Origin of the sequence: Rouxiella sp. T17, assembly GCF_036663475.1 — a bacterium.
Taxonomy (GTDB): Bacteria; Pseudomonadota; Gammaproteobacteria; order Enterobacterales; family Enterobacteriaceae; genus Rouxiella.
In genome coordinates, this window is the sequence record NZ_JAWUEA010000035.1 from 77,828 (window position 1) to 101,856 (window position 24,029).

The 24,029-nt window shown below is 51.6% G+C and carries 23 protein-coding genes; 16 read left to right on the plus strand and 7 right to left on the minus strand.

Translation table 11 applies throughout. The features are described 5' to 3' along the window. Window positions 1–126 precede the first annotated feature (126 nt). On the plus strand, window positions 127–1,437 hold the full coding sequence (gene agp / locus SC206_RS13810) for a bifunctional glucose-1-phosphatase/inositol phosphatase (RefSeq protein ID WP_442976092.1): 1,311 nt from the start codon (window positions 127–129) through the stop codon (window positions 1,435–1,437). Window positions 1,438–1,622: 185 nt separating this feature from the next. On the opposite strand, the gene sseA is transcribed toward agp, so the two are convergent. The 3 genes from sseA to SC206_RS13825 form a co-directional block, all read right to left on the minus strand. Beyond that, window positions 1,623–2,459, minus strand: a complete 837-nt coding sequence (gene sseA, locus SC206_RS13815) for a 3-mercaptopyruvate sulfurtransferase (protein ID WP_332738016.1) — start codon at window positions 2,457–2,459, stop codon at window positions 1,623–1,625. Window positions 2,460–2,501: 42 nt separating this feature from the next. Further along, window positions 2,502–3,062, minus strand: coding sequence for a GNAT family N-acetyltransferase (locus tag SC206_RS13820; protein WP_332738017.1), 561 nt, complete (start codon window positions 3,060–3,062; stop codon window positions 2,502–2,504). A gap of 113 nt (window positions 3,063–3,175) precedes the next feature. After that, window positions 3,176–3,982, minus strand: coding sequence for a helix-turn-helix transcriptional regulator (locus SC206_RS13825; RefSeq protein ID WP_332738018.1), 807 nt, complete (start codon window positions 3,980–3,982; stop codon window positions 3,176–3,178). A 151-nt stretch (window positions 3,983–4,133) separates the two neighbouring features. Here SC206_RS13825 and SC206_RS13830 point away from each other — a divergent pair, with 151 nt between their 5' ends. Further along, entirely contained in the window at window positions 4,134–4,904 is a 771-nt protein-coding gene (locus SC206_RS13830) for a class I SAM-dependent methyltransferase (RefSeq protein WP_332738019.1), read from the plus strand. A 120-nt stretch (window positions 4,905–5,024) separates the two neighbouring features. Here SC206_RS13830 and SC206_RS13835 read toward each other — a convergent pair whose 3' ends face one another. Next, entirely contained in the window at window positions 5,025–5,951 is a 927-nt protein-coding gene (locus SC206_RS13835; protein ID WP_332738020.1) for a DUF808 domain-containing protein, read from the minus strand. Window positions 5,952–6,427: 476 nt separating this feature from the next. On the opposite strand from SC206_RS13835, the gene SC206_RS13840 reads away from it, so the two are divergent. From SC206_RS13840 to ppnP, 9 genes are all read left to right on the plus strand, one after another. Next, window positions 6,428–6,703: a DUF1471 domain-containing protein gene (locus SC206_RS13840; RefSeq protein WP_332738021.1), complete on the plus strand. Its 276-nt coding sequence runs from the start codon at window positions 6,428–6,430 to the stop codon at window positions 6,701–6,703. A 571-nt stretch (window positions 6,704–7,274) separates the two neighbouring features. Then, complete coding sequence (locus SC206_RS13845) at window positions 7,275–7,835, plus strand: class I SAM-dependent methyltransferase (RefSeq protein ID WP_332738236.1); 561 nt, start codon at window positions 7,275–7,277, stop codon at window positions 7,833–7,835. 121 nt (window positions 7,836–7,956) lie between these two features. Next, entirely contained in the window at window positions 7,957–8,481 is a 525-nt protein-coding gene (aroL, locus tag SC206_RS13850; RefSeq protein ID WP_332738022.1) for a shikimate kinase AroL, read from the plus strand. Between the two features lie 105 nt (window positions 8,482–8,586). Continuing rightward, a complete protein-coding gene (locus SC206_RS13855) occupies window positions 8,587–8,778 on the plus strand; it encodes a YaiA family protein (protein ID WP_332738023.1) in 192 nt (63 codons plus the stop codon). A gap of 400 nt (window positions 8,779–9,178) precedes the next feature. Next, the gene (locus SC206_RS13860) at window positions 9,179–9,943 is read left to right on the plus strand and encodes an IclR family transcriptional regulator (RefSeq protein ID WP_332738024.1); all 765 of its coding nucleotides are present in this window, start codon (window positions 9,179–9,181) and stop codon (window positions 9,941–9,943) included. A 243-nt stretch (window positions 9,944–10,186) separates the two neighbouring features. After that, window positions 10,187–11,782 (plus strand): OPT/YSL family transporter, encoded by a 1,596-nt coding sequence (locus tag SC206_RS13865; protein ID WP_442976093.1) that lies wholly within the window; start codon window positions 10,187–10,189, stop codon window positions 11,780–11,782. A 161-nt stretch (window positions 11,783–11,943) separates the two neighbouring features. Beyond that, window positions 11,944–12,873, plus strand: a complete 930-nt coding sequence (locus tag SC206_RS13870) for a DUF1177 domain-containing protein (RefSeq protein ID WP_332738025.1) — start codon at window positions 11,944–11,946, stop codon at window positions 12,871–12,873. A 54-nt stretch (window positions 12,874–12,927) separates the two neighbouring features. Further along, complete coding sequence (locus SC206_RS13875; RefSeq protein ID WP_332738026.1) at window positions 12,928–13,605, plus strand: AroM family protein; 678 nt, start codon at window positions 12,928–12,930, stop codon at window positions 13,603–13,605. Between the two features lie 121 nt (window positions 13,606–13,726). Continuing rightward, on the plus strand, window positions 13,727–14,017 hold the full coding sequence (ppnP, locus tag SC206_RS13880; RefSeq protein ID WP_332738027.1) for a pyrimidine/purine nucleoside phosphorylase: 291 nt from the start codon (window positions 13,727–13,729) through the stop codon (window positions 14,015–14,017). 108 nt (window positions 14,018–14,125) lie between these two features. On the opposite strand, the gene rdgC is transcribed toward ppnP, so the two are convergent. Next, entirely contained in the window at window positions 14,126–15,040 is a 915-nt protein-coding gene (gene rdgC, locus SC206_RS13885) for a recombination-associated protein RdgC (protein ID WP_332738028.1), read from the minus strand. A 198-nt stretch (window positions 15,041–15,238) separates the two neighbouring features. On the opposite strand from rdgC, the gene mak reads away from it, so the two are divergent. Then, complete coding sequence (mak, locus tag SC206_RS13890; RefSeq protein WP_332738029.1) at window positions 15,239–16,159, plus strand: fructokinase; 921 nt, start codon at window positions 15,239–15,241, stop codon at window positions 16,157–16,159. A gap of 116 nt (window positions 16,160–16,275) precedes the next feature. On the opposite strand, the gene eat is transcribed toward mak, so the two are convergent. Together eat and SC206_RS13900 are read right to left on the minus strand one after the other, a co-directional pair. Next, a complete protein-coding gene (gene eat, locus SC206_RS13895) occupies window positions 16,276–17,640 on the minus strand; it encodes an ethanolamine permease (RefSeq protein ID WP_332738030.1) in 1,365 nt (454 codons plus the stop codon). A gap of 54 nt (window positions 17,641–17,694) precedes the next feature. Then, complete coding sequence (locus SC206_RS13900) at window positions 17,695–19,008, minus strand: aspartate aminotransferase family protein (protein WP_332738031.1); 1,314 nt, start codon at window positions 19,006–19,008, stop codon at window positions 17,695–17,697. A gap of 268 nt (window positions 19,009–19,276) precedes the next feature. On the opposite strand from SC206_RS13900, the gene SC206_RS13905 reads away from it, so the two are divergent. From SC206_RS13905 to SC206_RS13920, 4 genes are all read left to right on the plus strand, one after another. Further along, on the plus strand, window positions 19,277–20,287 hold the full coding sequence (locus SC206_RS13905; protein ID WP_332738032.1) for a phosphotransferase enzyme family protein: 1,011 nt from the start codon (window positions 19,277–19,279) through the stop codon (window positions 20,285–20,287). Window positions 20,288–20,547: 260 nt separating this feature from the next. Then, a complete protein-coding gene (gene qhpR / locus SC206_RS13910) occupies window positions 20,548–21,588 on the plus strand; it encodes an AraC-like transcriptional regulator QhpR (protein ID WP_332738239.1) in 1,041 nt (346 codons plus the stop codon). A 158-nt stretch (window positions 21,589–21,746) separates the two neighbouring features. Beyond that, on the plus strand, window positions 21,747–22,775 hold the full coding sequence (locus SC206_RS13915) for a glycosyltransferase family 8 protein (RefSeq protein WP_332738033.1): 1,029 nt from the start codon (window positions 21,747–21,749) through the stop codon (window positions 22,773–22,775). 3 nt (window positions 22,776–22,778) lie between these two features. Then, a complete protein-coding gene (locus SC206_RS13920; protein ID WP_332738034.1) occupies window positions 22,779–24,020 on the plus strand; it encodes an O-antigen ligase family protein in 1,242 nt (413 codons plus the stop codon). Window positions 24,021–24,029: the final 9 nt, after the last annotated feature.

The window sequence follows — 24,029 nt, forward strand, 5'->3', positions numbered from 1 at the left end:
CTGGCGTCTGTCTGTTTTATTCGTTCTTTAACCGTTTGTTTTTAATACCTTGTGTTTCATGAATGGAACCCGCTATAACTCAAGAGGCTAAATCAAGCCCCAATTTCCTCTGCACAGGAGAGTCACGTGAAACGTTCTTCCCGCTCTGCACCAGGTTTATATCTGTTATCCGCCACGATTGCCGCCGCTGCCCTGACTTCTTTGCCGTCGATGGCCGCAGAAAGTCAGCTAGAACTCCAGCAGGTGCTGATCTTTAGTCGTCACAGTATTCGAGCGCCTTTAGCCAACTATAACAACGCATTAGGTAACGCCACGACGCGTACTTGGCCGACATGGAGCACGGAAGGCGGGCTGTTAACACCAAAAGGGGGAAAGGTTGAGGAGCACGTCGGGCACTATTATCGCCTGTGGTTAGCCAAAAATAATCTGCTGTCTGCCAAAGGTTGCCCGCAGCCGCAGGAGGTGTTTACCTACGCCAATAGCCTGCCGCGCACCATTGATACCGCGAAGCATTTCCTTGCCGGTGCGTTTCCAGGCTGCGAGCTGCCCGTGGTGAATCGCGTTGAGGTGGGCAAAATGGACCCTGTCTTTAACCCAATAATCACCGCGACCGTCGACGAAAAATTCTCGCAGGGCGCGATTGAATCGACAGATCAACAGGCCGGAAAAGGCGGCCTCGATGGCCTGAATCAGAGTCTGAAAGGTAATTACGCGCTGATTGAAAAGGTGATGGATTTTAAAAACTCTAAAACTTGTAAAGAGGATAAAGTCTGCGACCTGACCTCTCAGCCGTCGAAACTGGTACTGACGCAGGGCAAAGAACCCGGTATTTCAGGGCCGATGGCGCTGGGCACGGGCGTGAGCGATGCCTTTATGCTGCAATATTATGAAGGCCTGCCGATGAAAGACGTGGCGTGGGGCCAAATAAGTACGCCGGAACAGTGGAAGCAGGTTGAGTCGTTTAAGAATGCCGATCAGAAAGCGTTGTTTAGTTCGCGTGAAGTTGCGACCAATGCTGGCGGGCCGACGCTAAACTTTATGGCTGGCGTGCTGGATAAAGATCTCGCCAAAACCGAGGATCAGCAGGCGGCGCAGAAGGCGCGGGTAACCTTAATGGTGGGACATGATTCAAACATTGCCGCGTTTTTATCGGCATTGAAAATCAAGGATTTCACTCTGTCAGGCCAATACGAGCGTACGCCTATCGCTGGCGCAGTCGTTTTCCAGCGTTGGCATGATAAAAAGACCAACAAAGATTTGATGAAAATCGAGTACGTTTACCCGACGGCTGTACAAATTCGCAACAACAGCACGTATAGCTTAAAGAGTCCGATGAAAAGTACCGTGCTGCAAGCCGAGGGCTGTCCTATTGATAATAAAGGATTTTGCTCGGCTGAAACTTTTAACCAGCTGTTGCAGCAAAGTCTGAAAAGCTAAATTAAACAATTAAAATATTATTTGATTACATTTTAATAACAACACTGCCAGCAAGACGATCTACACTAGTTGGCAGTGTTACCCCAAAATAAAGATAGACTCTCTCTGATAGACCAGTTTGTTCTGCCCGCACTTGATGCGGGCCTTTTTTTGGCTATAAGCTTGTCAGCGATTCCAGATTTACTCTACGTTTCAATCGGATAGTCTTCGTTAATGTCACCCCATTCCGCCCAGGAACCGTCATAGATTCTCACCTCTTCAGCGCCTATCAGATGCAGTCCGAACAGCAGCGCGGTGGCCGTAACGCCAGAACCACAGCTGGCAATCGTCGGCTGCGTAACGTCGACGCCTAAACGCGAAAAGGTCTCTTTCAGCGCCTGTGGAGATTTGATTTTTCCGTCTTCAGTCAGCTCGGTAAAAGGCACGCTGAGGCTGCCCGGAATGTGTCCGCCGTGCAGACCCGCGCGCGGCTCCGGCTGTTCAGCGTGGAAACGTCCGAGTGAACGGGCGTCGATAATCTGCGTTTTACCGAGCGCCTCTTTAACCTGCTGCGCATTAACCACCACGTCTTGCTCGAGATGGGCATTAAAAGTTGAAGGCGGCAGCGTATTTTCGCCGCTTTCCGTCGGTTTCTGCTCTTTCAGCCAGGCATTCAGGCCGCCGTCAAGAATACGCACGTCAGAGGCGCCGAAGCGGGTCAGCATCCACCAGACGCGCGGCGCGCTGAATAAATCGCCTTCATCGTAAAGAATAATCGCGCTGTTATTACGGATGCCGCGTTCACTCATCGACTGGGCAAACGCCGCCGCGCTCGGCATCATATGAGGCAGGCCGGTGCTGCAATCGGAAATATCATCGACCTCGATATGGATCGCGCCCGGAATGTGCGCCTCAAGGTATTTGCCTTTAAAATCAATGGGCGGCGTAATGCCAGGCTTTGATTTGCGGCAGTCGATAATGACGAGACCGTCGGCATCAAGATGGGCCGCCAGCCAGTCGGTCGAAACGATAGATGAACTCATTATTTCCTGATCCTGTTGTCAATGACGATAAGTCAGCGTGTTTCAGCGAAGCTTTTGCAGGTCGGACGGGATCAAAGAATAGATCCACGCATCGCTAGGCTTTCCTTGTAAATAGAGGCGGTTACGATGTAAACCTTCATCGACTGCGCCGACTTTTTCGGCCACTCTACGGCTACGATGGTTCTTTTCCATCGCGACGATTTCGAGGCGGGTTAAACCCAGCTCGTTGAAAGCAAAGCGGGCGATGGCGTTAACGGCGGTCACGGCAAGCGAACGGCCAGTAAACTCGCTGCGGATCCAGTAACCGATATTAGCCGTTTTATATTCTGGAACAATACGATTTAACGCCACCGAGCCGATAATTTTTCCGCTCTGGCGATCGTACAGACAATAGCGATACTCTTGCCCGCGCTGGCGTTTGATAAAGGAATCAATCAGATAAGTGCGGCTATCTTCAAGGCTGTAGCCTGAACTGCACCAGCTTTCCCAGAGCGCAATCTCTTTATAGGAAGCTTGAATCGCTTCAAAATGCAGCGGCGCTTCCAGTTCAGTGGGAACACGAATTTCCAGATGGTCATCCTGATAGATCATGCGGCTCGTCATCGTTTTCATCCTCTTATAATCCGCTTCACTCGAAGATCTCTAACCAGAAAATAATGCAGACTCACACATTCTTCAAGAGATTATCAAATAGGCAATTAATAGTGTTAAGTGGCTTATGAATCAGTAAGTTCGATGAGCATCACCAACTTTAACTCGCGACTTCCGGCGGGAATAAAAGTTTGCTGGCGATAACGTATCGCCCCTTTCGATGGATGAACAAACCGCCGCTCGCCGCCTTCCCGCGCCAAAACTTCCTGTTGCGCCCACCACTGATTAAACACGCTACTTTGTTCGCGTAAATGTAGCACCTGCTGACGAATCTCGTCGGAATGTGCGTAATGGCTGGTTTCAGCACGAAATTCCGCCACGATGCGCTTGGCGCGGCCTTCCCAATCGACGAGCAAGCTCTGCGCCAGCGGATGCAAAAACATAAAATGCAGAAGGTTTGGTTGCGGATCGTTGTCCAGCCATCCCGCGAAAAGCTGCTCGGTTTGCGCGTTCCACGCCAGCATATTCCAGCTGCTGTCGAGCAGATAACCCGGACAATTTAGCTGATCAACGCTTTGAATCAGATGCTCGTCGGGAAGCCGTGGCTGAGCCGATTCATCAGGATTTTTAATCCCCGCCAGACTGAATAAATAGTCCCGCTCGGCGGGTTGCAGCCTGAGCGCCAGCGCAATACGGCTCAGCGTCGCGGCCGAAATCGACACCTCGCGCCCTTGCTCAATCCAGGTATACCAAGTGGTGCTGATACCACTGATTTGCGCCAGCTCTTCGCGTCGCAGACCTTGGGTTCGACGACGCGCGGACTGCGGCAGCCCGACCATTTCTGGCGTGACGCGTTCGCGATGAGCACGTAAAAAAGCCCCGAGCGCCTTGGGACCGGATAAGGGATCGATAGTCTGAGTCGTCGCTTTCATCGTGTTATATGCCTGCTAAAAGAGTGGCTCATTAATAATAAAGATAAGGCAGGGAGTCATTGATACTAGTATAAATCGTCATATTGTACCCGTATAAAAGCAGGGGTAGAGTGGCTGAACGTTGAGCGAATCATCATAAAAGGGAAGCATAATGAGCAATAAAATCAGCCACGCCGAAAGTGTTAGCCAGCAGTTCAGCCCGAATGCCAAAAATTATTTAACCAGCGCGGTTCATGCGCAGGGCGCTGACTTGGAGAAGCTGACAACGCTGCTGGCCGCACATCCAGACGCGCTGGTGGTCGATTTGGGTTGTGGAGCAGGGCACGCGAGTTTTGCGGCGGCGAAGAAGGTCAAAAAGGTTATTGCCTATGATTTATCGGCAGAAATGCTGGCGGTAGTCGCGCAGGCGGCCGTCGAGAAAGAGTTCGATAATATTGAAACGCAGCAGGGTTATGCCGAATCGCTGCCGTTTGCCGATGGCAGCGTTGATGTGGTGATCAGCCGTTATTCTGCTCATCATTGGCACGACGTGGGTCAGGCCTTGCGTGAAGTGCGCCGTATTTTGAAGCCGCATGGCAAGGTCATCATGATGGATGTCGCATCGCCGGGCCATCCGGTGCTGGACATTCATTTGCAGGTGGTCGAAAAGTTGCGCGACACTTCACACGTGAAAAATTACTCGCCGGGCGAATGGGCGCAAATGTTCAACGAGGCGGGTTTGCGTACCTCAGCGCTGAACAACGGCAAGCTGGCGTTGGAATTCAGTAGCTGGATTGCCAGACTCAACACGCCAGCTCATTTTGTGACGGCGATTCGCGAGCTGCAAAAAGTCTCGTCCGAGGAAGTGGTGCAATATTTTGCGATTCAGCAAGACGGTACTTTTCAGGCGGATACCGTATTTATTGAGGCAACGCGGTTCTAACGGCGGGTTGCTAAACGATGACTGATGATCGCTTGGCGGCCTGTTTAAAATGGCTTTCTATTAGATAGAAAGCGGGCCTAAACAGGCCCGCCTTTTTGAATATTAACCCGCTATCAGGCATCACTTTTTACCAAACAGCTTACCGCCAATCGTGACCACCAACAGCACCAGCGCACCGACGATAATGCCCGTAACCAAATCGGTCGCGCCTGTAATCAGCGAATTCACCCAGCCTTGATGACCTTCAGTGAACCCTTCGAGCAGGCTGTGCATAAACGGCAGACCGTGGCTAATAATGCTGCCACCCACCAAAAACATGGCGAACGTACCGACGACAGAGAGCGTTTTCATCAGCAGCGGCGCGGCGTTGACAATCATGCGACCAAATCCGCGCACCAGATTCATGACGCCGCTTTCGCCGGTCAGCTTGCTGAGATACAGGCCAGCATCGTCGATTTTAACGATGCCCGCGACCAGCCCGTAAACGCCGAGCGTCATGACGATCGCAATCGCGACCATCACCATCACTTGATCAATAAACGGCGCGCTGGAGACAGTACCCAATGAGATAACGATGATTTCAGCCGAAAGAATAAAGTCGGTGCGCACGGCGCCTTTAACCTTGTCCTTCTCCATTTTGGCCAAATCTTCAGGCGACTGGCTGGCGGCTTTCAGCTTGGCTTTTTCCTGCGCTTCGGCCTCTTTGTCGTGCGGAAGAAATTTATGCGCGACTTTTTCAAAGCCTTCATAACAAAGGTAGGCACCGCCAATCATTAACAGAGGGGTAATCGCCCAAGGTGCGAAGGCGCTAATCAGCAGGGCGAGCGGAACTAAAATCGCTTTGTTCAGCAAGGAACCCTTTGCCACGGCCCAGACAATCGGCAGCTCGCGGTCGGCTTTAACGCCTGAAACCTGCTGTGCATTGAGTGCCAAATCGTCACCCAGCACGCTGGCGGTCTTTTTGGCGGCCACTTTACTCATTGCCGCAACGTCATCAAGAATTGACGCGATATCATCAATCAAAGCCAAAAGGCTACTTCCTGCCATCACACTCTCCCTAGAGGATCTCTTTTAGATTATTTTTAAAATATAGAACGTTAAAAAGAATCATAACAGCGATTGCTATCGAGCGTCGATTTATGCGAATCTACTGAAAGCCCATTACGTTACTTATCTCAAATTTAATGAATCAGCTTTATTAAATTGGCGTCTTGCACCATTAGCGTGCTTTTTAATGACATTTTCCCCATTTTTGCCCATCGTTGAAATATTTGTTCGCATCCTCTCCTTATTTCTCCCATAAAGCTTAAATATCTTTACCTTCCTCCCTCACTCGTTTTCATTTAATGAACGATAATTAATTCAAGGAAAACATCCTGACCTATTAATCATCGACTATTACTGGCCTCGTCTTTTGTTTCTGCAAACTTCAAAGAATGCAGCCAACAAAAAATGCAGTCGACAAACAAGCCGGAAAAAACAGTCGATAACTGTATTGTTAAATGACAATGAAGGGGCATCCCATGAAACTTTTACCATTATTTGCAGCAGCAGTGATTACTACCGCGTCATTCTCGGCATTGGCCGCGACTGAAATCAATCAGTCTCAAGTTAATAGCAATAACTATCAATCACTCGGCGTCGTCGACGTGCGAGCAGACAACACCGCTGACATGAGTCTGAAGGCCCAGGTAAACCAGAAAGCCGCTGAAGAAGGCGCGACGCATTATCGTGTTATCGGCGTGAGCACCCCGGGCGATTCAAGCCTGCCGCGCGCCAGCGTTGAACTTTACCGTTAATCGCCTCCGGCATTAGCGTGTGAGGAGCAGCAAGCAGTAAGTCCATGAGTAAGCTATAGTTAATCTTCACTGCAAGAAAAAGCCGCCGAGTGTGGGGATACCCTCAAATAGAAGTGACGCCAGCGCTTCTGTCCCCTGTGTCTCACTCGGCGGCAAATCATTATTTTTCAATAAACATTGTTAACACATAACAACACGTTGCTTTCATTGAAAATATCTCCCTCTGCGAATTAAATTCCGTTATATTCCCTTAACTACTCGCCTCTCTTAATCTCATTTTTTGAATCACAATGACTTCACCTATTCTTATTTTTGTCGCTTAAGGATGACTTTTACCTTAAAGAACGAAAAGATGGCATGATGTAAAAAACTTAATTTCCGACATTCTGAAAATGACGTGACTAGAAATAATTAAGACCTTTCTCATTTTGAAAAACAGCGAAAAAGTTTTTGCAAAATAAGTGGGGTAATTAATTCTTAATTAAGAATTTTTCAGCGTGATGGGGGTCTACTTTTCCAGGGGGTTTTAACTATGCTGAATACCACACGACTCACTATCAATGCGACGAGAATGACAATTAACGCTACGCGTAAGTCCATCAAAAATCAGTTCTCTTATTTGCAGAACTTTATTTCCTCACCGCGCACCTTTGGTACGCTGGCACCGTCTTCGCCGTGGCTGTGTCAGGCGATGGTAAATCAGGTCAATTGGGCCAAGTCGTTAAAGATAGCTGAATTCGGCGCGGCAGATGGCGTGCTTACCCGGCGGATCCTCGGCAAAATGCGTGCCGACGCCCAGCTACAGGCTTTTGAAATCCAACCCAATTTTATTCACCAGCTTAATCTTATCGACGATCAGCGCATGCTGGTGATGGGACACTCCGCTGAGCATCTCGAAGGCGATTTCGACGCTATTTTCTGTTGTCTGCCGCTGCTTTCAATTCCGACGCGCATCAGTATGAAAATATTACAACGTGCGCAGCAGCGACTTAAGCAAAACGACGGCGAACTTATCCTCTTTCAATACAGTCGCCTATCGGAAAAAATGCTGTCACGCTATTTCAGCTGGAAGAAAATTCGAGTAGTAAAAAACTTTCCACCCGCGTTGGTATATGTATGTAAGCCCTTATAATATAAGGGTTATTAATGTAACATAAACTTTACATAACGTTTACAGGGATTGCCAATCTATTTTTTATCGGTATGATGCCACTCTGGTTTAAAGATGTTTCTGGCACATAAGGAAAGCGGTAATGACGCAACCCATTTTCATGATCGGCGCTCGTGGCGCAGGTAAAACAACGGTCGGCAAGGCTCTCGCAGAAGCGTTGGGCTATGAGTTTGTCGATACGGATATTTATTTGCTGCAAACATCTCAACTTAGCGTTGCAGAAATAGTCGCTCGTGAAGGGTGGTCAGGTTTCCGTCGTCGTGAAACGCTCGCTTTGCAAAATATCAGCGCCCCCAATACCGTGGTTGCAACCGGTGGCGGTGCGATTCTGGCTGAAGAAAATCGTCAATTCATGCGCGAGCAGGGGCAGGTCGTTTATCTGCGTTCACCGGCCAGCACGTTGGCGCATCGCCTTGAAGACGCGCCCCAGGAAGATCAACGGCCAACGCTGACCGGCAAGCCTATCAATGAAGAGATCTCGCAGGTGCTTAACGAACGCGAGGCGCTTTATCAGGAAGCCGCGCATTTTGTCCTCGACGGCACCCATCAGCCGTCAGTCATTGTTGAAGATATTCTCGATGCTCTTGCGCTGCAAATCGCCCGCTAGTTAACATTTTGTAAATCTTTTAGGAGGCTTCCGAGCCTCCAGACACCGGTAAATGTGTTGGCTTGTCTATACTTAACGAACACGCCCTATTTACAGGAGTTCTCTATGCCTAGCAAACCGCCGTATCCGCGTACCGCTCAAATCATTCCCGTCGAAAAAGGACAACCGGGCCACACTGAAACCTGGTATGAACTGCGTGCCGATCATCCAAAGCCCGATACGCTCATTAGTGAACATGAAACTCGTGAAGAAGCTGAAGATTCAAAACGTCGTTACGAAGACGAAGACGCCGACTAAATGCTGAGCACTGCCTTTTGTTAAGGCAGTGCATAATTAAGCATTCAGACAGGCATTCTTTTACATTAAGGCAGCTAACAACTCGCCCATCCCGTTTTACGCGCTATCAAATTCCCCCTCCTGAAGCCCAGCATTTCTATAAAAATTCCTCTGTGAACCGCCAGCGAAACGTTTCTCTGAAATTCAGAGCATCAGACTGCTTGTCGACCTTCCAGTAGTGTTTTTCACTGCCCAGCGACTTTTACTACAACGAAATTTCTCCCTAAAAGGGGGCAAGAGTCATAATTCGCTGCTTTTTTGACCCTATCAAAAAATAAACAACTTGACGCTGATCACTATCGGCATTAGTTTTTAAAACATCTTAACTAGGAACTCGGTTCCGCATAGTGGAACTCACGCCGTGACGACTTTAGAAAACGCTGCTGCCGTACTTAAGCTTTTCGCACAGAAGGGGATTAGACAGGGGCATCCCGGTCTCTCTTTTAGTGAGGTTGTCGAACAGTTGGGGTTGCCTAAAAGCACCGTTTCGCGTCTGTTGATGACGATGGAAACGCAGGGACTCCTTGAGCGTGACCCTGATTCAAAACTGTACAAGATTGGACATCTGCTGCTGGCGGTTTCCAGCCACTATCTTTCTACGCCGCTGGTTGATGCCTGTTCGCCTGCGATGGCGCAGCTGAGTCAGCAAACTCAGTGCACCGGCTATATTTCGATGCTTGAGGGCCGCGAGATTATGGTGATGCGCATGTTCCCGGGCCGCACCTATTTGCAGGTGGTGACGCCCGCGGGAAGTCTGCTGCCCGCCGCCGAAACGGCCATAGGAAGGGCGATTTTAGCAAGACATACCGACGAACAGGTAGTAGAAAGGTATCGCGACGGTTATCGGGTTAACTCGCCGAATTCTCCGCAAACGCTCGATGCGCTGCTGCTCTCTCTGGCCGCAATTCGTGAAAAAGGCTGGGCGTTTGCCAATAACGAAACCTTGCAGGGCATCAGCTCGCTGGCGACCTGCATTGCTAACAAACATCGCAACGAAACTGTGGGACTGTGTTTATCATTCCCATCGCCACACCAGGGCGACGCTTTGCCAACCGGCATTCGCGAAGGAATAGTCGCTGTCACACGACAGATGGCTGAAAAACTCGGTGACGATCGCTGGCTATAGACCGGTAACGCACTGAAAAATAATAAGCTTTACGTTATTAATTTATTTAAGTAAGAAATGAAAGTAAGAAATGAACGTTTCAATTGAACGATTTTAAATAAATTCTATTAAAAAATTTAAACACCTTTTAAAAACACCAGAGCGCTAAGGCAGAGGAACTCGTTTGTAAAAAGAGTCCATGCCAATAAGAAAACGCGCCAACATCAGGGAAACATTGCACTTTCGCCAACAGCAGGGGATTTTATGACAGGCAACACTGGCACGGACAGCAAGGTAGCCGACGGAAGTTATAATCCGTTAACAGAGTTAGGCACGCTGGCAGTAATGATTTTACTCTCGATTTTGGGCGCGATTATTGGCGTTCAGCTTATTACTACTCTCGGCGTCACGCCAAATACCTCAATTATCGGCGCACTGTTTGCCATGTTGCTGGCGCGCGTGCCGATGAAAGCCTTTCAACGTTATCGTTCTATTCACACCCAAAATCTCGCACAAACCGTTATTTCCTCCGCCACCTTTGGCGCGGCCAACAGCCTGCTGATGCCGATAGCCATTCCTTATGTTATGGGCCAGCCGCAGCTGATTTTGCCTATGTTTATTGGCGTGTCGGTCGCCATGCTGCTCGATGCCTATCTGCTGTACCGAATGTTTGACACCAAGGTGTTTCCAGCCAGTAACGCGTGGCCTCCGGGCGTGGCGGCGGCAGAAGCTATCAAAGCGGGCGACAAGGGCGGGCGTCAGGCGTGGTTGCTGGTGGTCGGCGTGGTCATTGGTCTCGGCGGCGCGATGCTTAAAATTCCGATGGCCGCGTTCGGCACGGCGTTTATCGGCAATATCTGGGCGCTCGGCATGTTTGGTATTGGCCTGTTGATTCGCGCTTATGCGCAACCGATTGCAGGTATAGATATCAATGCGCTGTATATTCCACATGGCATGATGGTCGGCGCGGGGCTGGTTTCACTGTTTCAGGTGATTCAGGTTATTCGCAGCAAAAATAATGACGCCAAGGCCGCGTTTACCCAGTCAGGTACAGAGGTTCGTAAGGCGTTGGGATTAGGCGCGTTCGGCTATGTTGCTATCGCCGCCGTGCTGGCTTTGGCGGGCGGCATTTATACCGAAATGTCGGTGACGATGCTGATAGGCTTTATTTTTTACGCCGCCTTTGCCGCCTTCTTCCATGAGCTGATTGTCGGCATTGCCGCGATGCACTCTGGCTGGTTTCCGGCCTTTGCCGTCGCGCTGATTACGCTTATCGTCGGCATTCTGATTGGCTTTCCGCCTGTCGCGCTGTGCATTCTCACCGGCTTTACCGCCGCCACCGGACCCGCTTTCGCCGACATGGGCTTTGATTTAAAGGCCGGTTTTATTCTGCGAGGTTACGGCAAAAATCTTGAGGCCGAACTGGCCGGACGCCGCATCCAGCTGTTTGCCGCCTTAATCGCCTTCCTTATTGCTATCCCCGTGGTCTGGTTTGCCCACATCGGCTACTTTGCCCAAGATTTAGTCCCGCCGGTGGCGCGCGTTTATGCCAAAACCATTCAGGCCGGCGCGCAGCCTGGCATCGCGCTCAGCCTGCTTATGTGGGCAATTCCGGGCGCGATTATTCAGCTGATCGGCGGACCAAAACGTCAGCTCGGCGTCTTGTTGGCCACCGGTTTACTGATCAACAGCGTGATGGCCGGTTATGCCGTGGTGCTCGGCATTGTGCTGCGTATTCTGATCATACGTATCTGGGGTGAAAAAGGCCGCACGCCGATGGAAATTCTCGCCGCCGGGTTTATCGCCGGTGACGCGCTGTACAGCTTCTTCAACTCGATATTCAGCAGTAAAGGTAAGTAGTTCTCAAAACAACAGAAGTACTGCGTCAACACCAGGGCCTACAAGAGCTGCATTGACAGCTCTGTTATTAAACAACACGACTCTTAAAGAGAGTCGGATTGAGGCGGTTGTTTTGCTGTCGCGCCGTTGGGCGTCAACCGCCTCGTCTCAGAGGAAATGCCATGAGCTTGCTACAGACTTTGACCGTCTTCGAGTTGATCGACAACGCCCACGTCAGCGGACAGGACGTCGTCGATTTATTTGAAGATTATCCATGCGTTACCGCTACCACGCACCGCGTAAGCGGCGCAAAGGGCGCGACGGATTTCGTTCACATTACGATTCCGGGCAGTGCCGGTAAAACTCACGGCGGCGACGCGCCAACGCTCGGCATTATTGGTCGACTCGGCGGCATTGGCGCGCGACCAACCCGCATTGGCGTAGTTTCCGACGCGGACGGCGCGATTGCCGCCATCAGCAGCGCGTTGAAGCTGGCCGACATGCAGCGCAAGGGTGACGTGCTGGCAGGCGACGTGATTATTACCACCCATATTTGCCCGAACGCGCCGACCCGCCCGCACGATCCGGTTGATTTCATGGACTCGCCTATCGACGACGTCACCATGAATGCCAACGAAGTGGTCGACGGCGTTGACGCTATCCTCTCGATCGATACCACCAAAGGCAATCGCATCATCAACCATAAAGGATATGCGCTGTCGCCGACGGTAAAAGAGGGCTACATTCTTCGCGTCTCCGAAGACCTGCTGCGCATTATGGAGATGACCAGCGGCCGTCCGGCGGTGACCTTCCCGATTACCACGCAGGACATCACGCCTTACGGCAACGGCGTGCATCATCTCAACAGTATTCTTCAGCCTTCTACCGCGACCACCGTGCCGGTTGTTGGCGTGGCGATCACCGCCGAGTCTGTGGTGCCGGGCTGCGGCACGGGCGCGAGCCATGAAACGGACATCGCGCTGACGGTGAAATTTGCCGTTGAAGTGGCGAAAGAGTTCGGTCGTGGCACCTGCCAGTTCTACGATGCCGAAGAATATCAGCTGCTGTTGTCACTGTATGGCAGCCTGAGTCACCTGCAACGCCGAGATTAAATCTATATCCAGATCAAAACATGCCGACATTAAAACCATGCCGACATTAAAAACATGCCGATATCTTTTGCGACGTTGACCATCGGTCAGGCACCGCGCACCGACATTATGCCGCTGCTCGACCAACACCTGCCGCGCGACCGCGTTATTCATGCGGGCCTGCTCGACGGATTGACGCACGAGCAAATCGACGCCCGTTTTGCGCCCGAGCCGCAAGAAGACGTGCTGGTGTCGCGGCTACTCGACGGCACGCAGGTTAGACTGGCCTCGACGCGCGTCGAGCAGGCGTTGCAGCAAAAGATTAATGAGCTTGAAGGCCTGGGTTGCAGCACTATCTTGCTGTTATGTACCGGCGTGTTTCATCATCTGAAAGCCGAAAAAGCGCTGCTGCTGGAGCCGGATCGCATCATTCCGCCGCTGATTGCCGGGCTGGTCGGTTCGCATCAAATCGGCATCGTGGTGCCGGTGGTTGAACAAATCGCCCATCAGGGCAGCAAGTGGAACGGATTGGCCAAAGCGCCATGTTATGCCATCGCCAGCCCGTATCAGGCCGATGAGCCGACACTTGTTGCCGCCGCGCTGTCGCTGAAAGAGCAGGGTGCACAGCTGGTATTGCTCGATTGTATCGGATATCGACAAAGTCACGCCGATATAATCCAGCAACATCTCAATGTTCCAGTAATGCTCTCAAATTCGCTGGTGGTTAAGCTTGCTGCCGACTTGCTTATGTGATGCGTTTCGCAGCCTCTGTCGAGAGCGGCAATAGCGTAATAATAATCAGTGACAGCGGCTAGCTTCTGACTCTAAGATGGAGTTTCTGAACACTGAATATTTCTCGCGAAGGACCCATTTTATGTTGAAAAATAATGAGTATTTTGAAGGCAAGGTTAAGTCGATTGGTTTTGACAGCGACAGTCTCGGCTCACTGAGCGTAGGCGTAATGGTGAAGGGTGAATACACCTTTGGGACCGCCAAGCCGGAAGAGATGACCGTTGTCAGCGGAACACTGACCGTGCTGCTGCCGGGTTCCGAAGGCTGGCAAACCTTCACGGCGGGTGAGACGTTTTACGTGCCGGGTAACAGCGAGTTTAATCTTCAGGTGCCTGAATCCAGCTCCTATTTATGTAAATACCTGTCTAAATAATTTTAGGTTCAGGTAAATGGGTTGCACGCCTTCTTCGCGTGCAACCTTGCTTCTTTCGGTCGTTAATCTTCTTTCAACCGTTAATCTTCTTTAAATAAGTCGTCTTGCTTAACGCTGCGCTTCGCCGCCCAACGCTTCAATCAGATTTTTGATCAACGCCGCCAGTTCACCCGTCATCAGAATGAAATCTGCATCAAAGCGCGCCGCGAAATCTTCGCGATCGATATCATCGTTCTGTTCACGAATAATATCGGCGAATTTCAGGCGCTTGATGCTGCCGTCGTCGGCCAATACCACCTGAATACGCTCCTGCCAGTCGACCGCCAGCTTGGTCACCAGCTTGCCACTTTCGATGTGATTGGCAATCTCGTCGCTGACCAGCGCCTGTTTCTTGCAACGAATCACGCCGCCTTCTTCCAGAATTGCTTTCAGCTCGGCCTCGTCCTGCAAGGCAAAACCAGCAGGCGTTTCGCCGGAGCGCACCCATTCGGTCAGCGTCAGCTCGATAGGATTTTCCATCGTCAGCGGCACTACCGGCAGCGAACCCAGGCTTTTACGCAGCAGCGCCAGCATGTCTTCGGCCTTTTTGGCACTTCCGGCGTCAACGATAATTAAACCATTAACGGTGTCCAGCCACATGAAGGTCTGGCTGAAACGGCTGAAGGCGCGCGGCATCAGCGTGTGCAGCACTTCGTCTTTCAGCGAATCTTTCTCGGTTTTTTTCAGTTTGCGGTGCTGTTCGCCTTCAATCTGATCAATCTTGGCATTCAGCTCCTGCTTCACCACGGAAGAGGGCAGAATTTTAGCCTCTGTGCGCGCGCAAATCAGAATTTGGCCGTTACTCACGTGAGTCAGTGCGTCGCCGCCTTGCGAACCCATCGGCGAAACCCAACCGGTTTTCGACATATCCTGACTGCTGCAAGGGGTGAAGGTGAAGGCGCTGAGCTGTTTTTCCATCTCGTCGGTAGACAGTGAGATTTCACGGCTTAAGCGATAAACCAACAAATTTTTAAACCATAACATGATGTTATCCCTGTCTCGTCACGCTCGCGGCGTGTACATAAATGGTAAGCAGGGCGGCATGATACCCAATTGAGCGGCTCCAGTCCTTAAGAAAAGTGCGCTTGTGCAGGACGAGCCTTTTCGGAGCGCTGCACCCCGCAAGCCGCGAATATTGTTATAGACTTAACAGATAAAAATAACCGGCAATGGAGAAAGCTTGTGCGTATTGGAATCGATCTCGGTGGTACTAAAATAGAAGTGATCGCCCTTTCTGAAGAGGGTCACGAACTGTTTCGCAAGCGCGTAGACACGCCGCGCAATGATTATCAGCGCACCTTAAAAGCGATTGAAGGACTTATTCACGATGCCGAACAGCATACGGCGCATCGCGGCAGTATTGGTCTGGGGATCCCGGGCACGCTTTCGCCTTTCACCGGCAAAGTAAAAAATGCCAATTCAGTGTGGTTAAACGGCCAGAAGCTGGATGAAGACCTGTCATTGCTGCTTAATCGCGAGGTAAGAATTGCCAATGACGCCAACTGTTTAGCCGTTTCCGAGGCGACTGACGGCGCGGGCGAAGGCAAAAAAGCGGTCTTCGCGGTGATTATCGGTACCGGCTGCGGCTCGGGCATTGCCTTGCACGGCGAAGCGCACGCGGGTGGAAACGGCATCGCGGGCGAATGGGGCCATAATCCGCTGCCGTGGATGGACGAAGACGAAATTCGTTTCCAGCAGGAAGTGCCGTGCTACTGCGGCAAAGCGGGCTGCATCGAATCTTTTGTCTCAGGCACCGGCTTTGCCGAAGACTATTTTCGCCTGTCGGGTCAGCGGCTAAAAGGCTCGGAAATCATGGAATTAGTTGAGCAGGACGATCCGGTGGCAGAGCTGGCGTTGGGCCGTTATGAGCGCCGTTTGGCAAAAGCGTTGGCTAGCGTCATTAACATTCTCGACCCCGACGTCATCGTGCTTGGCGGCGGCATGAGCAATGTCGATCGTCTTTATAAAACGCTGCCGTTGCTGATTAAACAGTGGGTGTTTGGCGGCGAATGTGAAACGCCGATTCTGAAAGCCAAACACGGCGATTCGAGCGGCGTGCGCGGTGCAGCGTGGCTGTGGCCTGCGGAGCGCAATTCCCTATAAACATAAGTCATCTTTAAACTTAAGACATCTTTAAACGTCAGCCATCAAAAAAGGCCTGCCCAATGCAATAAGCATAGCGGCAGGCCTTTGTTATTTAAAGGTTTAAAGATTGACTGTTACTCCCCCGAGAGCATCGCGTCCGGCGCGGCGGCATTGCGCTGGGCCTTGGTCGCGCCGAAATAGAGATAGGCGACCAGCATAAACACCAGGAAAATACCGGCGATTTCAAGATTGAACCACACCATCGCAATCAGGCACACCACGGCGAGAAACAGCGCGATAGCTGGCACCACCGGATAACCCGGCGCGCGGAAGCTGCGGACCAAATCGGGCGCGGTTTTACGCAGTCGGAACAGGCTCAGCATGCTCATGATATACATCACAATAGCGCCAAATACCGCCATGGTAATCATCGCGGCGGTCAGCGACATACCTTGCAGGTTGATCACGCCGTCACTGAAAATTGCAGCAATGCCAATCAGGCCGCCGAGAATAATGGCGCGGTGCGGAGTCTGAAAACGCGACAGTTTTGCCAGTCCGGCAGGCAGATAACCCGCGCGAGCCAGCGCAAAAAACTGACGCGAATAGCCAAGGATAATGCCGTGGAAACTGGCGACCAGCCCGAACAGCCCAATCCACACCAGCATGTGCATCCAGCTCGAATGCTCACCGACCACCATTTTCATCGCCTGCGGCAGCGGATCGTTGATGTTCGCCAGCTTGCTCCAGTCGCCCGCGCCACCCGCCATGATCATCACGCCAATCGCCAGCACCACGAGGGTTAAAATCCCGCTGACATAGGCTTTTGGAATCGTGCGTTTCGGGTCCTTGGCCTCTTCGGCGGCCATGGCCGCGCCTTCGATAGCGAGGAAAAACCAGATAGCAAACGGAATAGCAGCGAAAATTCCCGACACGGCGCTCATGCCGAAATGATTGCCGCCGGACCAGCCGTTAAGCACGAAATTGCTGACGCTAAAGCCCGGCGCGACCACGCCCATAAACACCAGCAGCTCAAGCACCGCCAGCACGGTAACCACCAGTTCGAACAGCGCCGCCAGTTTTACGCCCAGAATATTCAGCCCCATAAACAGAATGTAGGCCCCGAGCGCGGCGACTTTCGGATTCAAATGCGGAAACTGCACGTTTAAATAGGCGCCGATCGCCAACGCGATAGCGGGCGGGGCGAAGACAAATTCAATTAACGTTGCCATGCCGGCAATCAGGCCGCCGGTTTCGCCAAACGCGCGACGGCTGTAGGCGAAAGGACCGCCAGCGTGCGGAATAGCCGTGGTTAATTCAGTAAAGCTAAAGATAAAACAGGTGTACATGGTAGCGACCAGCAGCGTGGTCGCCAAAAAGCCGAGTGTACCGGCCACGCCCCAGCCATAGCTCCAGCCAAAATATTCGCCAGAGATGACCAGACCGACGGCGATGGCCCACAAATGCACCGTGCCCAGCGTCGGTTTAAGCTGTGTTGTCATAATGCTCTCCTGAAGATAGATGAACAGCACGCCTGCCAAATCCGGCGGCGGAAATCAGTACATTTTGCTCAGCACTTTTTCCAGGCTCTCGACCAGAATCAGGCTGTGTTCGGCGGTAAAGACCAGCGGCGGACGGATCTTCAGAATGTTGGCGTGTGGGCCCGATGCGCCAATCAGCACGCCTTCTTCACGCAGCGCATTGACCACGGCCAGCGCGGTGGCGGAATCCGGTTCGCCTTCGGGCGTGGTGAAATCAACACTGACAAACAGACCCGCGCCGCGCACGCTGCCAATCGCCGGAAAACGGGTCGCCAGCTCGCTGATACCGTCGAGAATCGCCTTGCCAGCACGACCTACGCTCGGGATCAGATTTTCCTGTTCGATCACTTCCAGCACCGCCAGACCCACGGCGGAAGAGACGGTATTGCCACCGAAGGTGTTGAAATAGCTCGATTCACTGCCGAAACGCTCGAGGATGTGCGGCTTGATAGTGATTGCCGCCATCGGATGACCGTTGCCCATCGGCTTGCCGAGGCTGACGATATCCGGCAGCACGCCGTGACGCTGGAAGCCCCACATGTGCTCGCCCGAACGGCCATAGCCCGGCTGAACTTCGTCGGCGATATAGAGCGCGCCCGCCTTGTGAATTTCATCGATCGCCTCTTTCAGGAAGCCGGCCGGATCAAAGAAGCCGCCGTCACTGGTGAAGAAGGTGTCAATCATCAGCGCGGCCGGTTTGATGCCGTGACGGCGCATGTCGGCCAGCGCGGCGCGTACGTCGGCGGCGAATTTCTTGCCGACTTCAGCCGGGTTGGCGGGATTATGAATCGGCGCAGGGATCACGCGGGCGTCGCCGTTAACTTTTACGTAAGGACCCATCGAGGCGGAAAGTCCCGCGATCGCCTTGGTCATGCCGTGATAGCTAAATTCGGTGACGATCACGCCCGTGCCGCCGGTAAAGTCTTCGGCGATGCGCAGCGCCAAATCGTTGGCTTCGCTACCGGTACAGGTAAACATCACCTGACTCAGCTCCGGTGGCATGGTTGAGACCAGTTTTTCGGCAAAATTAAGTACGTTATCATGCAGATAGCGGGTATGAGTGTTGAGCGTAGATGCCTGACGAATCAGCGCCTCGAGCACGTGAGGGTGACAGTGGCCGACGGACGGCACGTTGTTGTACACGTCGAGATAGCGTTTACCGTCGGCATCGAACACCCACACACCTTCGCCGCGCACCAAATGTACCGGGTTTTTATAAAACAGCTGGTAGGCAGGGCCGAGTAAACGGCGACGGCGTTCGATCATTTCCAGCGCGGCAGGGGAGACGTCTGAGCTGGAGGCGGCATCAAAAGCATTGGTTTTCAACATGATAAATTATCTCCTGACGGGATACGGCTAATTTTTTCCGGCTGACCCAGTCGACCGGCGAGTGAAGTTGTCTCGATAATGCACCGCCCGTGACCACAAAACTTGACCGCAGCGCCCTCACTCCCGTACGCCAGAGTCAACTTGGCGTCTGCCCATTCGTTTTAATGTTTTGAAGTCAACAATTGGCGCTCTCGGGTCAAGCGCAGAAATCGCGCCGCTTTCATTCTGGTAGCACGACCTCACATTGACTTGCCCGGAGTGAATCCTGATGAATGCAAAACAGTCTGATACGCTGGACAACGCCAGCCTGCACCAGCTCGCTGAACAGGCGCTGCAAACTTACCCTGAAGCCTTGCAGGGAGAGCTTTCCCTGATTTGCCGTTCCGAAAATGCCACTTTTATGGTGCGACTGGCCGACGGCAATCGTTTAGCCCTGCGGGTGCATCGCGACGATTATCATCAGCGCCATGAAATCGAAAGCGAGCTGGCGTGGCTCGACGGCCTGCGCGACGCGGGAATTCAGGTGCCCGACGCGCTGGTCGCCCGCAATGGCGAAAGAGTGCAAACGCTGATACTTGATCAACACACTCAGCGCCACGTGGTGTTGTTTAAATGGATTGAAGGCGAGATGCCGACGACGGAGGTGGATCCTCGCGCTTTTGCGCAGTTAGGCGAGGTTACGGCGCGGCTGCATCTACACAGCCAGCGCTGGCAGAAGCCTGCCGGTTTTCAGCGTATTGTGTGGGATCACCAAACGATGGTCGGCCCGCACGGACACTGGGGACGTTGGCAGGACGCGCCCGGCCTGCGGATAGAAGAGAGGCCGCTGGTGGAGCAAACGTTAGATCGCGTGAGCCGCGTGCTGGAAAAATTCGGCAAAGAGGCCAGCCGCTACGGGCTGATCCACGCCGATTTACGCCTGACCAACCTGCTGCTGCATAAAGGTGAAACCCGAGTTATCGATTTCGACGACTGCGGCATGGGCTGGTATATGCACGACGCGGCGGCGGCGATCAGTTTTGTCGAGCATCATCCGCGCGCGCAGGAGTGGGTCGATCACTGGCTGGTGGGCTATCAGCGGGTATTGCCGCTCAGCGAAGCCGATTTGGCAGTGATCCCGACGATGATCATTCAACGTCGCATTCAGCTGTTAGCGTGGGTCGGATCTCACGCCACCACTGAAATGGCGATAAGCCTCGGCGATCGCTGGGTGGCTGACAGCCTAAAATTGTGTGAAGCTTATCTCGCCACGCAAGAATGCGCGTTAGCGGTGAGCTGAGTACGTTTTTTCGTGTTCGGTTGCACGGTTAGCGTGCAGCCGAATGTTTCCCTCGTTATCTCCATATATGCTGTAAATCCTGCCTAATCTCTTGCCTGGTCTAGACCAGAGCCTCATCTTTGTCTGATGAATAACGGAGTGAAACCTGATTTTTTCATGATTTTTTTCTGATATTGACTCTGCTGGTATGGAACTTGCAAAGCTTCACTAAGCGCAACGTGGAGGAGTGAACCATGCAGACTGAGTTATTACGGCAAACCATGCTGACGGGCCCGAGCGAGGCCGAAATGAATAATAATCGCGGCGTATTGGCGGCGGCGGCCAGTGGACTCAGTGATTTTATAATTACCAAGGGCGCGGATGTCGATCGCGTATTGGGGATTTGCCATATTGATCCGGAATTGCTGCAACGGCCTACGCTGAGTCTTGGGCTAACCAATTACTGTCAGGTGCTGGAAGAGGCGGCGCGACAATCGGGATGTGATAACTTCGGTTTGCATTACGGCAAGCAGTTCAAACCGCAGTCATTAGGCCTGATTGGTTACATTGGTCTCTGTTCGTCAACCGCCGAAACCGCGCTGAAAAATGTGGTTAATGCCTTTCCTTATCATCAACATAATACGCTGACGCGGCTGGTGGATAAGGGCGAATATTACCGTTTTGACTATCAGGTGCGTCACGGCAATATTCTGTGCAAAAGGCAGGACGCCGAGCTGACGCTAGGCATGATCCTGAATTTGTTACGCCACGGCTTAGGCAAAAACTGGGCGCCGCGCGAGGTGCATTTTGAGCATCCTCGTCCCGAACAGTGGCACGAGCACTGCAAAGCCTTTGATGCGCCGGTCTATTTTGATCAACCGTTTAACTCGTTGATCATTGCCAAACGGGATCTGCTGCGATCGATGCCCGAGCAGGATCAAACTTTACTGCTGGTGATGCAGGATGCGATCCGTCGTTTAAATGCCGATAACCTGTCGCCGCAGTCGGTGGTCGATCGCGCGCGATCTCAGGTTCGGCAAAGTTTGACGCTGGGCGAGCCGGTACTGGAAGAGGTGGCCGATAAGCTCTCAATGTCCGCCAGCTCTTTACAACGTCGACTGCGCGAGCAAAATTTGACCTTCACCACGCTGGTCGACAAGGTGCGCTGCGAGCTGGCGACCCATTATTTGCAACAGCAGCAGCTGCCTATTTCCGAAATGGCGCTGTTAATGGGCTATTCCGAAGTCAGCGCTTTTTCTCGCGCGTTTCGCCGCTGGTTTGGCGTCAGTCCACGCCAATGGCGGCAGGCAAGGCAGCACTAATTTAAAAAAATCTTAATTTATCGACGCTGCTATAGCCGTACATTTAGACGAGTCATCAGAGAGGTTGAACAGGGTGTAAACCGGGGGGTTGTCTGCTCGTATTGTTATCGTGCTCGTGCTAATGTGGAAAAATTGTAATTTAGCGCGTTTATAAGCCGATGATTAATAAAACCATTAACCCTCTCTTAAGCTTCTCAATTAACGAAGAGAGCCATTTTGAAGAAACTATTTATCAACAGCGCGCGAATGTTGATGTAAAGCCCGAATATCATCTTACATTCGGCGTTGATGGCCGTTTTATTCGTCATGCTTTCTTAACTATTCAGTCGGTAATAAATAACAGCCAGGATAATTGCCTACACTTTCATATTATCACGGCTGAAAACATGCACGGTTATGCGGATGAAATTACGGCGCTGCTCGCCGATACCTGTCACGTAATCCACGTTTTAACGCTGACCGATTCGCTATTCAGTACATTACCCGCGACCCCGCTATTTTCCCATGCTATTTATTATCGTTTACTGGCGCCGTATTTTTTACGTCAGCATGCGCAGATCCTTTACCTCGATGCGGATATTATCTGCCTGAATCCTTTTGTCGATTTATTCGACACGGCTCGTCAGTTAAATAAGATAGCCAGCGTGGTCACGGACAACGAAAGTGTTACTGAATCTTTAGCTGCAAAGATAGGATTAAAAAATAACCATTACTTCAATTCTGGCATGCTGCTTATCGACACCCGACAATGGCGTGAAAATCAGATTAGCGAACAGGTCATCACGTTATTACTCGAAAGAGGGCATGAATTCCGCTATATGGATCAGGACGCGCTGAACATCGTGCTGGAAGGAAACGTCGCTTTTGTGCAAACCCGCTACAATAGATTGATGATGCTGGACCACAAATCGGCTGATTATCTGTTACTGCCTGAAAAAGAAACCGTTTTTCTGCATTATGCGGGCTCGGACAAGCCTTGGCAGCAGTGGAATACGCAGGCCGCGACGCGTTTTTATCGCGAGTTATACCAGCAGTCACCGTGGTCTGCGCAGCCTTATGAATTGCCCGGCACTGACCAGCAGGCCAAGAAAATGTATAAATTATGTTTTAGGCAGCGTGCCTTTTTTAAAGGTATCCATTGGTACCTTCGCTATTATTTTTTGCGTTACTGTAAGAAAGGAAGCTAAAAATTGATTACTGAATCCAGGAAAAACGTCTTCGCTTATAACCTGAGTTTTTTGGCGCTGATCTTTGCCGTCTCAACGGACCTGTTTCTTCGCGGTTATCCGGGGAAACTGTTCTATCTGGCAAGTTATGTCGCCATATTCTATACCGTCGTCTATTTCTATCAGAATCGTCGGTCGCTCAAACTCGATAAACCGGCGCTGTGCTTCTTTATTACGCTGCTGCTTGTCGGGATAAGCCGATTAGTATGGAGTGCCTATTTCAAGCAGACACATTACGACGATATTCGTAGCAACTATGCGTTGGGCGGCAAACGATTCGTGATTGCTGCTTTTTTACTGTTCTATTTTTATCAGTTCCGTACTTTATTGCTGCGAAACATACTCAAGCTTGGCGTCGGCATTCTGTTTGTCGGCCTGATAATATCGGTCTGGTACGGGCATATTACCCCCGAGCCACTGACTCACCGGGCGCAGTGGACCTCCGATGCCGCCACCACGGGAGCTTATCTGGTAGTAGTGTATTCAATGCTGACGATTATTGTCGTTCGCGCCTGTTTTAAGGACAGCGGCGTTTCGATTCTGCTGTTCTCATTAGTCTTTATGCTCACCATGGTGATGTTATTAATGACGGCAACGCGCTCGGCAATATTACTGACGCCGATTATGTATGTCGTGTTCTTCATCTATTATTACCGCAGTGTAAGCGTGAAGGTTCAGCTGGTGCTGGCGTTAATTATCATTCTTGGTGCAGCGTCCGTGGGTTACTTTACCTGGAATCGCCTGTCGGAAATTGGCAGCGAAATTGCCGAATACGGCACGCATAACGACACCTCGATTGGGGCCAGATTCTCCATGTGGGGCGCAGGCGCTCACAGCATCACGTCAAACCTGATTGGGCAAAGCGTCGACAGCCGTTATGAAAGTGCGGTGAACTATATTGATCACTCCGAAAGAGCAAATCCGGTTGCCAAATTCAATGTGGCTTATCATCTGCACAATGATTTAATGGATACCTTCTCCCTTCAGGGTATTTTCGGCTTTATTTCTTTAGCGCTGTTCTTTGTGATGGGCTTTTATTTTTCGCTGTATAAAAGCGCGTTGCAGAATTACGGCACGCTGTTTATTTTGCTGCCGTTGTTTATTCTCGGACTGGCGGATACCGTATTAATACAAAGTAATACCGTGCTGATGGTTATTATGGCGTTGGCGCTATCTTTCCCAGTAATGAATAAACCGCGCGCCTAATTCACTGTT

Coding starts and splice junctions, on each gene's coding strand:
- SC206_RS13830 (WP_332738019.1), top strand. CDS start 4,134: ATGAGCAATAAAATCAGCCACGCCGAAAGTGTTAGCCAGCAGTTCAGC.
- SC206_RS13870 (WP_332738025.1), top strand. CDS start 11,944: ATGAGCTTGCTACAGACTTTGACCGTCTTCGAGTTGATCGACAACGCC.
- SC206_RS13840 (WP_332738021.1), top strand. CDS start 6,428: ATGAAACTTTTACCATTATTTGCAGCAGCAGTGATTACTACCGCGTCA.
- SC206_RS13915 (WP_332738033.1), top strand. CDS start 21,747: ATGATTAATAAAACCATTAACCCTCTCTTAAGCTTCTCAATTAACGAA.
- sseA (WP_332738016.1), bottom strand. CDS start 2,459: ATGAGTTCATCTATCGTTTCGACCGACTGGCTGGCGGCCCATCTTGAT.
- qhpR (WP_332738239.1), top strand. CDS start 20,548: ATGCTGACGGGCCCGAGCGAGGCCGAAATGAATAATAATCGCGGCGTA.
- SC206_RS13825 (WP_332738018.1), bottom strand. CDS start 3,982: ATGAAAGCGACGACTCAGACTATCGATCCCTTATCCGGTCCCAAGGCG.
- ppnP (WP_332738027.1), top strand. CDS start 13,727: ATGTTGAAAAATAATGAGTATTTTGAAGGCAAGGTTAAGTCGATTGGT.
- SC206_RS13900 (WP_332738031.1), bottom strand. CDS start 19,008: ATGTTGAAAACCAATGCTTTTGATGCCGCCTCCAGCTCAGACGTCTCC.
- rdgC (WP_332738028.1), bottom strand. CDS start 15,040: ATGTTATGGTTTAAAAATTTGTTGGTTTATCGCTTAAGCCGTGAAATC.
- aroL (WP_332738022.1), top strand. CDS start 7,957: ATGACGCAACCCATTTTCATGATCGGCGCTCGTGGCGCAGGTAAAACA.
- SC206_RS13835 (WP_332738020.1), bottom strand. CDS start 5,951: ATGGCAGGAAGTAGCCTTTTGGCTTTGATTGATGATATCGCGTCAATT.
- eat (WP_332738030.1), bottom strand. CDS start 17,640: ATGACAACACAGCTTAAACCGACGCTGGGCACGGTGCATTTGTGGGCC.
- SC206_RS13875 (WP_332738026.1), top strand. CDS start 12,928: ATGCCGATATCTTTTGCGACGTTGACCATCGGTCAGGCACCGCGCACC.
- SC206_RS13845 (WP_332738236.1), top strand. CDS start 7,275: ATGACAATTAACGCTACGCGTAAGTCCATCAAAAATCAGTTCTCTTAT.
- SC206_RS13820 (WP_332738017.1), bottom strand. CDS start 3,062: ATGACGAGCCGCATGATCTATCAGGATGACCATCTGGAAATTCGTGTT.
- SC206_RS13855 (WP_332738023.1), top strand. CDS start 8,587: ATGCCTAGCAAACCGCCGTATCCGCGTACCGCTCAAATCATTCCCGTC.
- SC206_RS13865 (WP_442976093.1), top strand. CDS start 10,187: ATGACAGGCAACACTGGCACGGACAGCAAGGTAGCCGACGGAAGTTAT.
- SC206_RS13905 (WP_332738032.1), top strand. CDS start 19,277: ATGAATGCAAAACAGTCTGATACGCTGGACAACGCCAGCCTGCACCAG.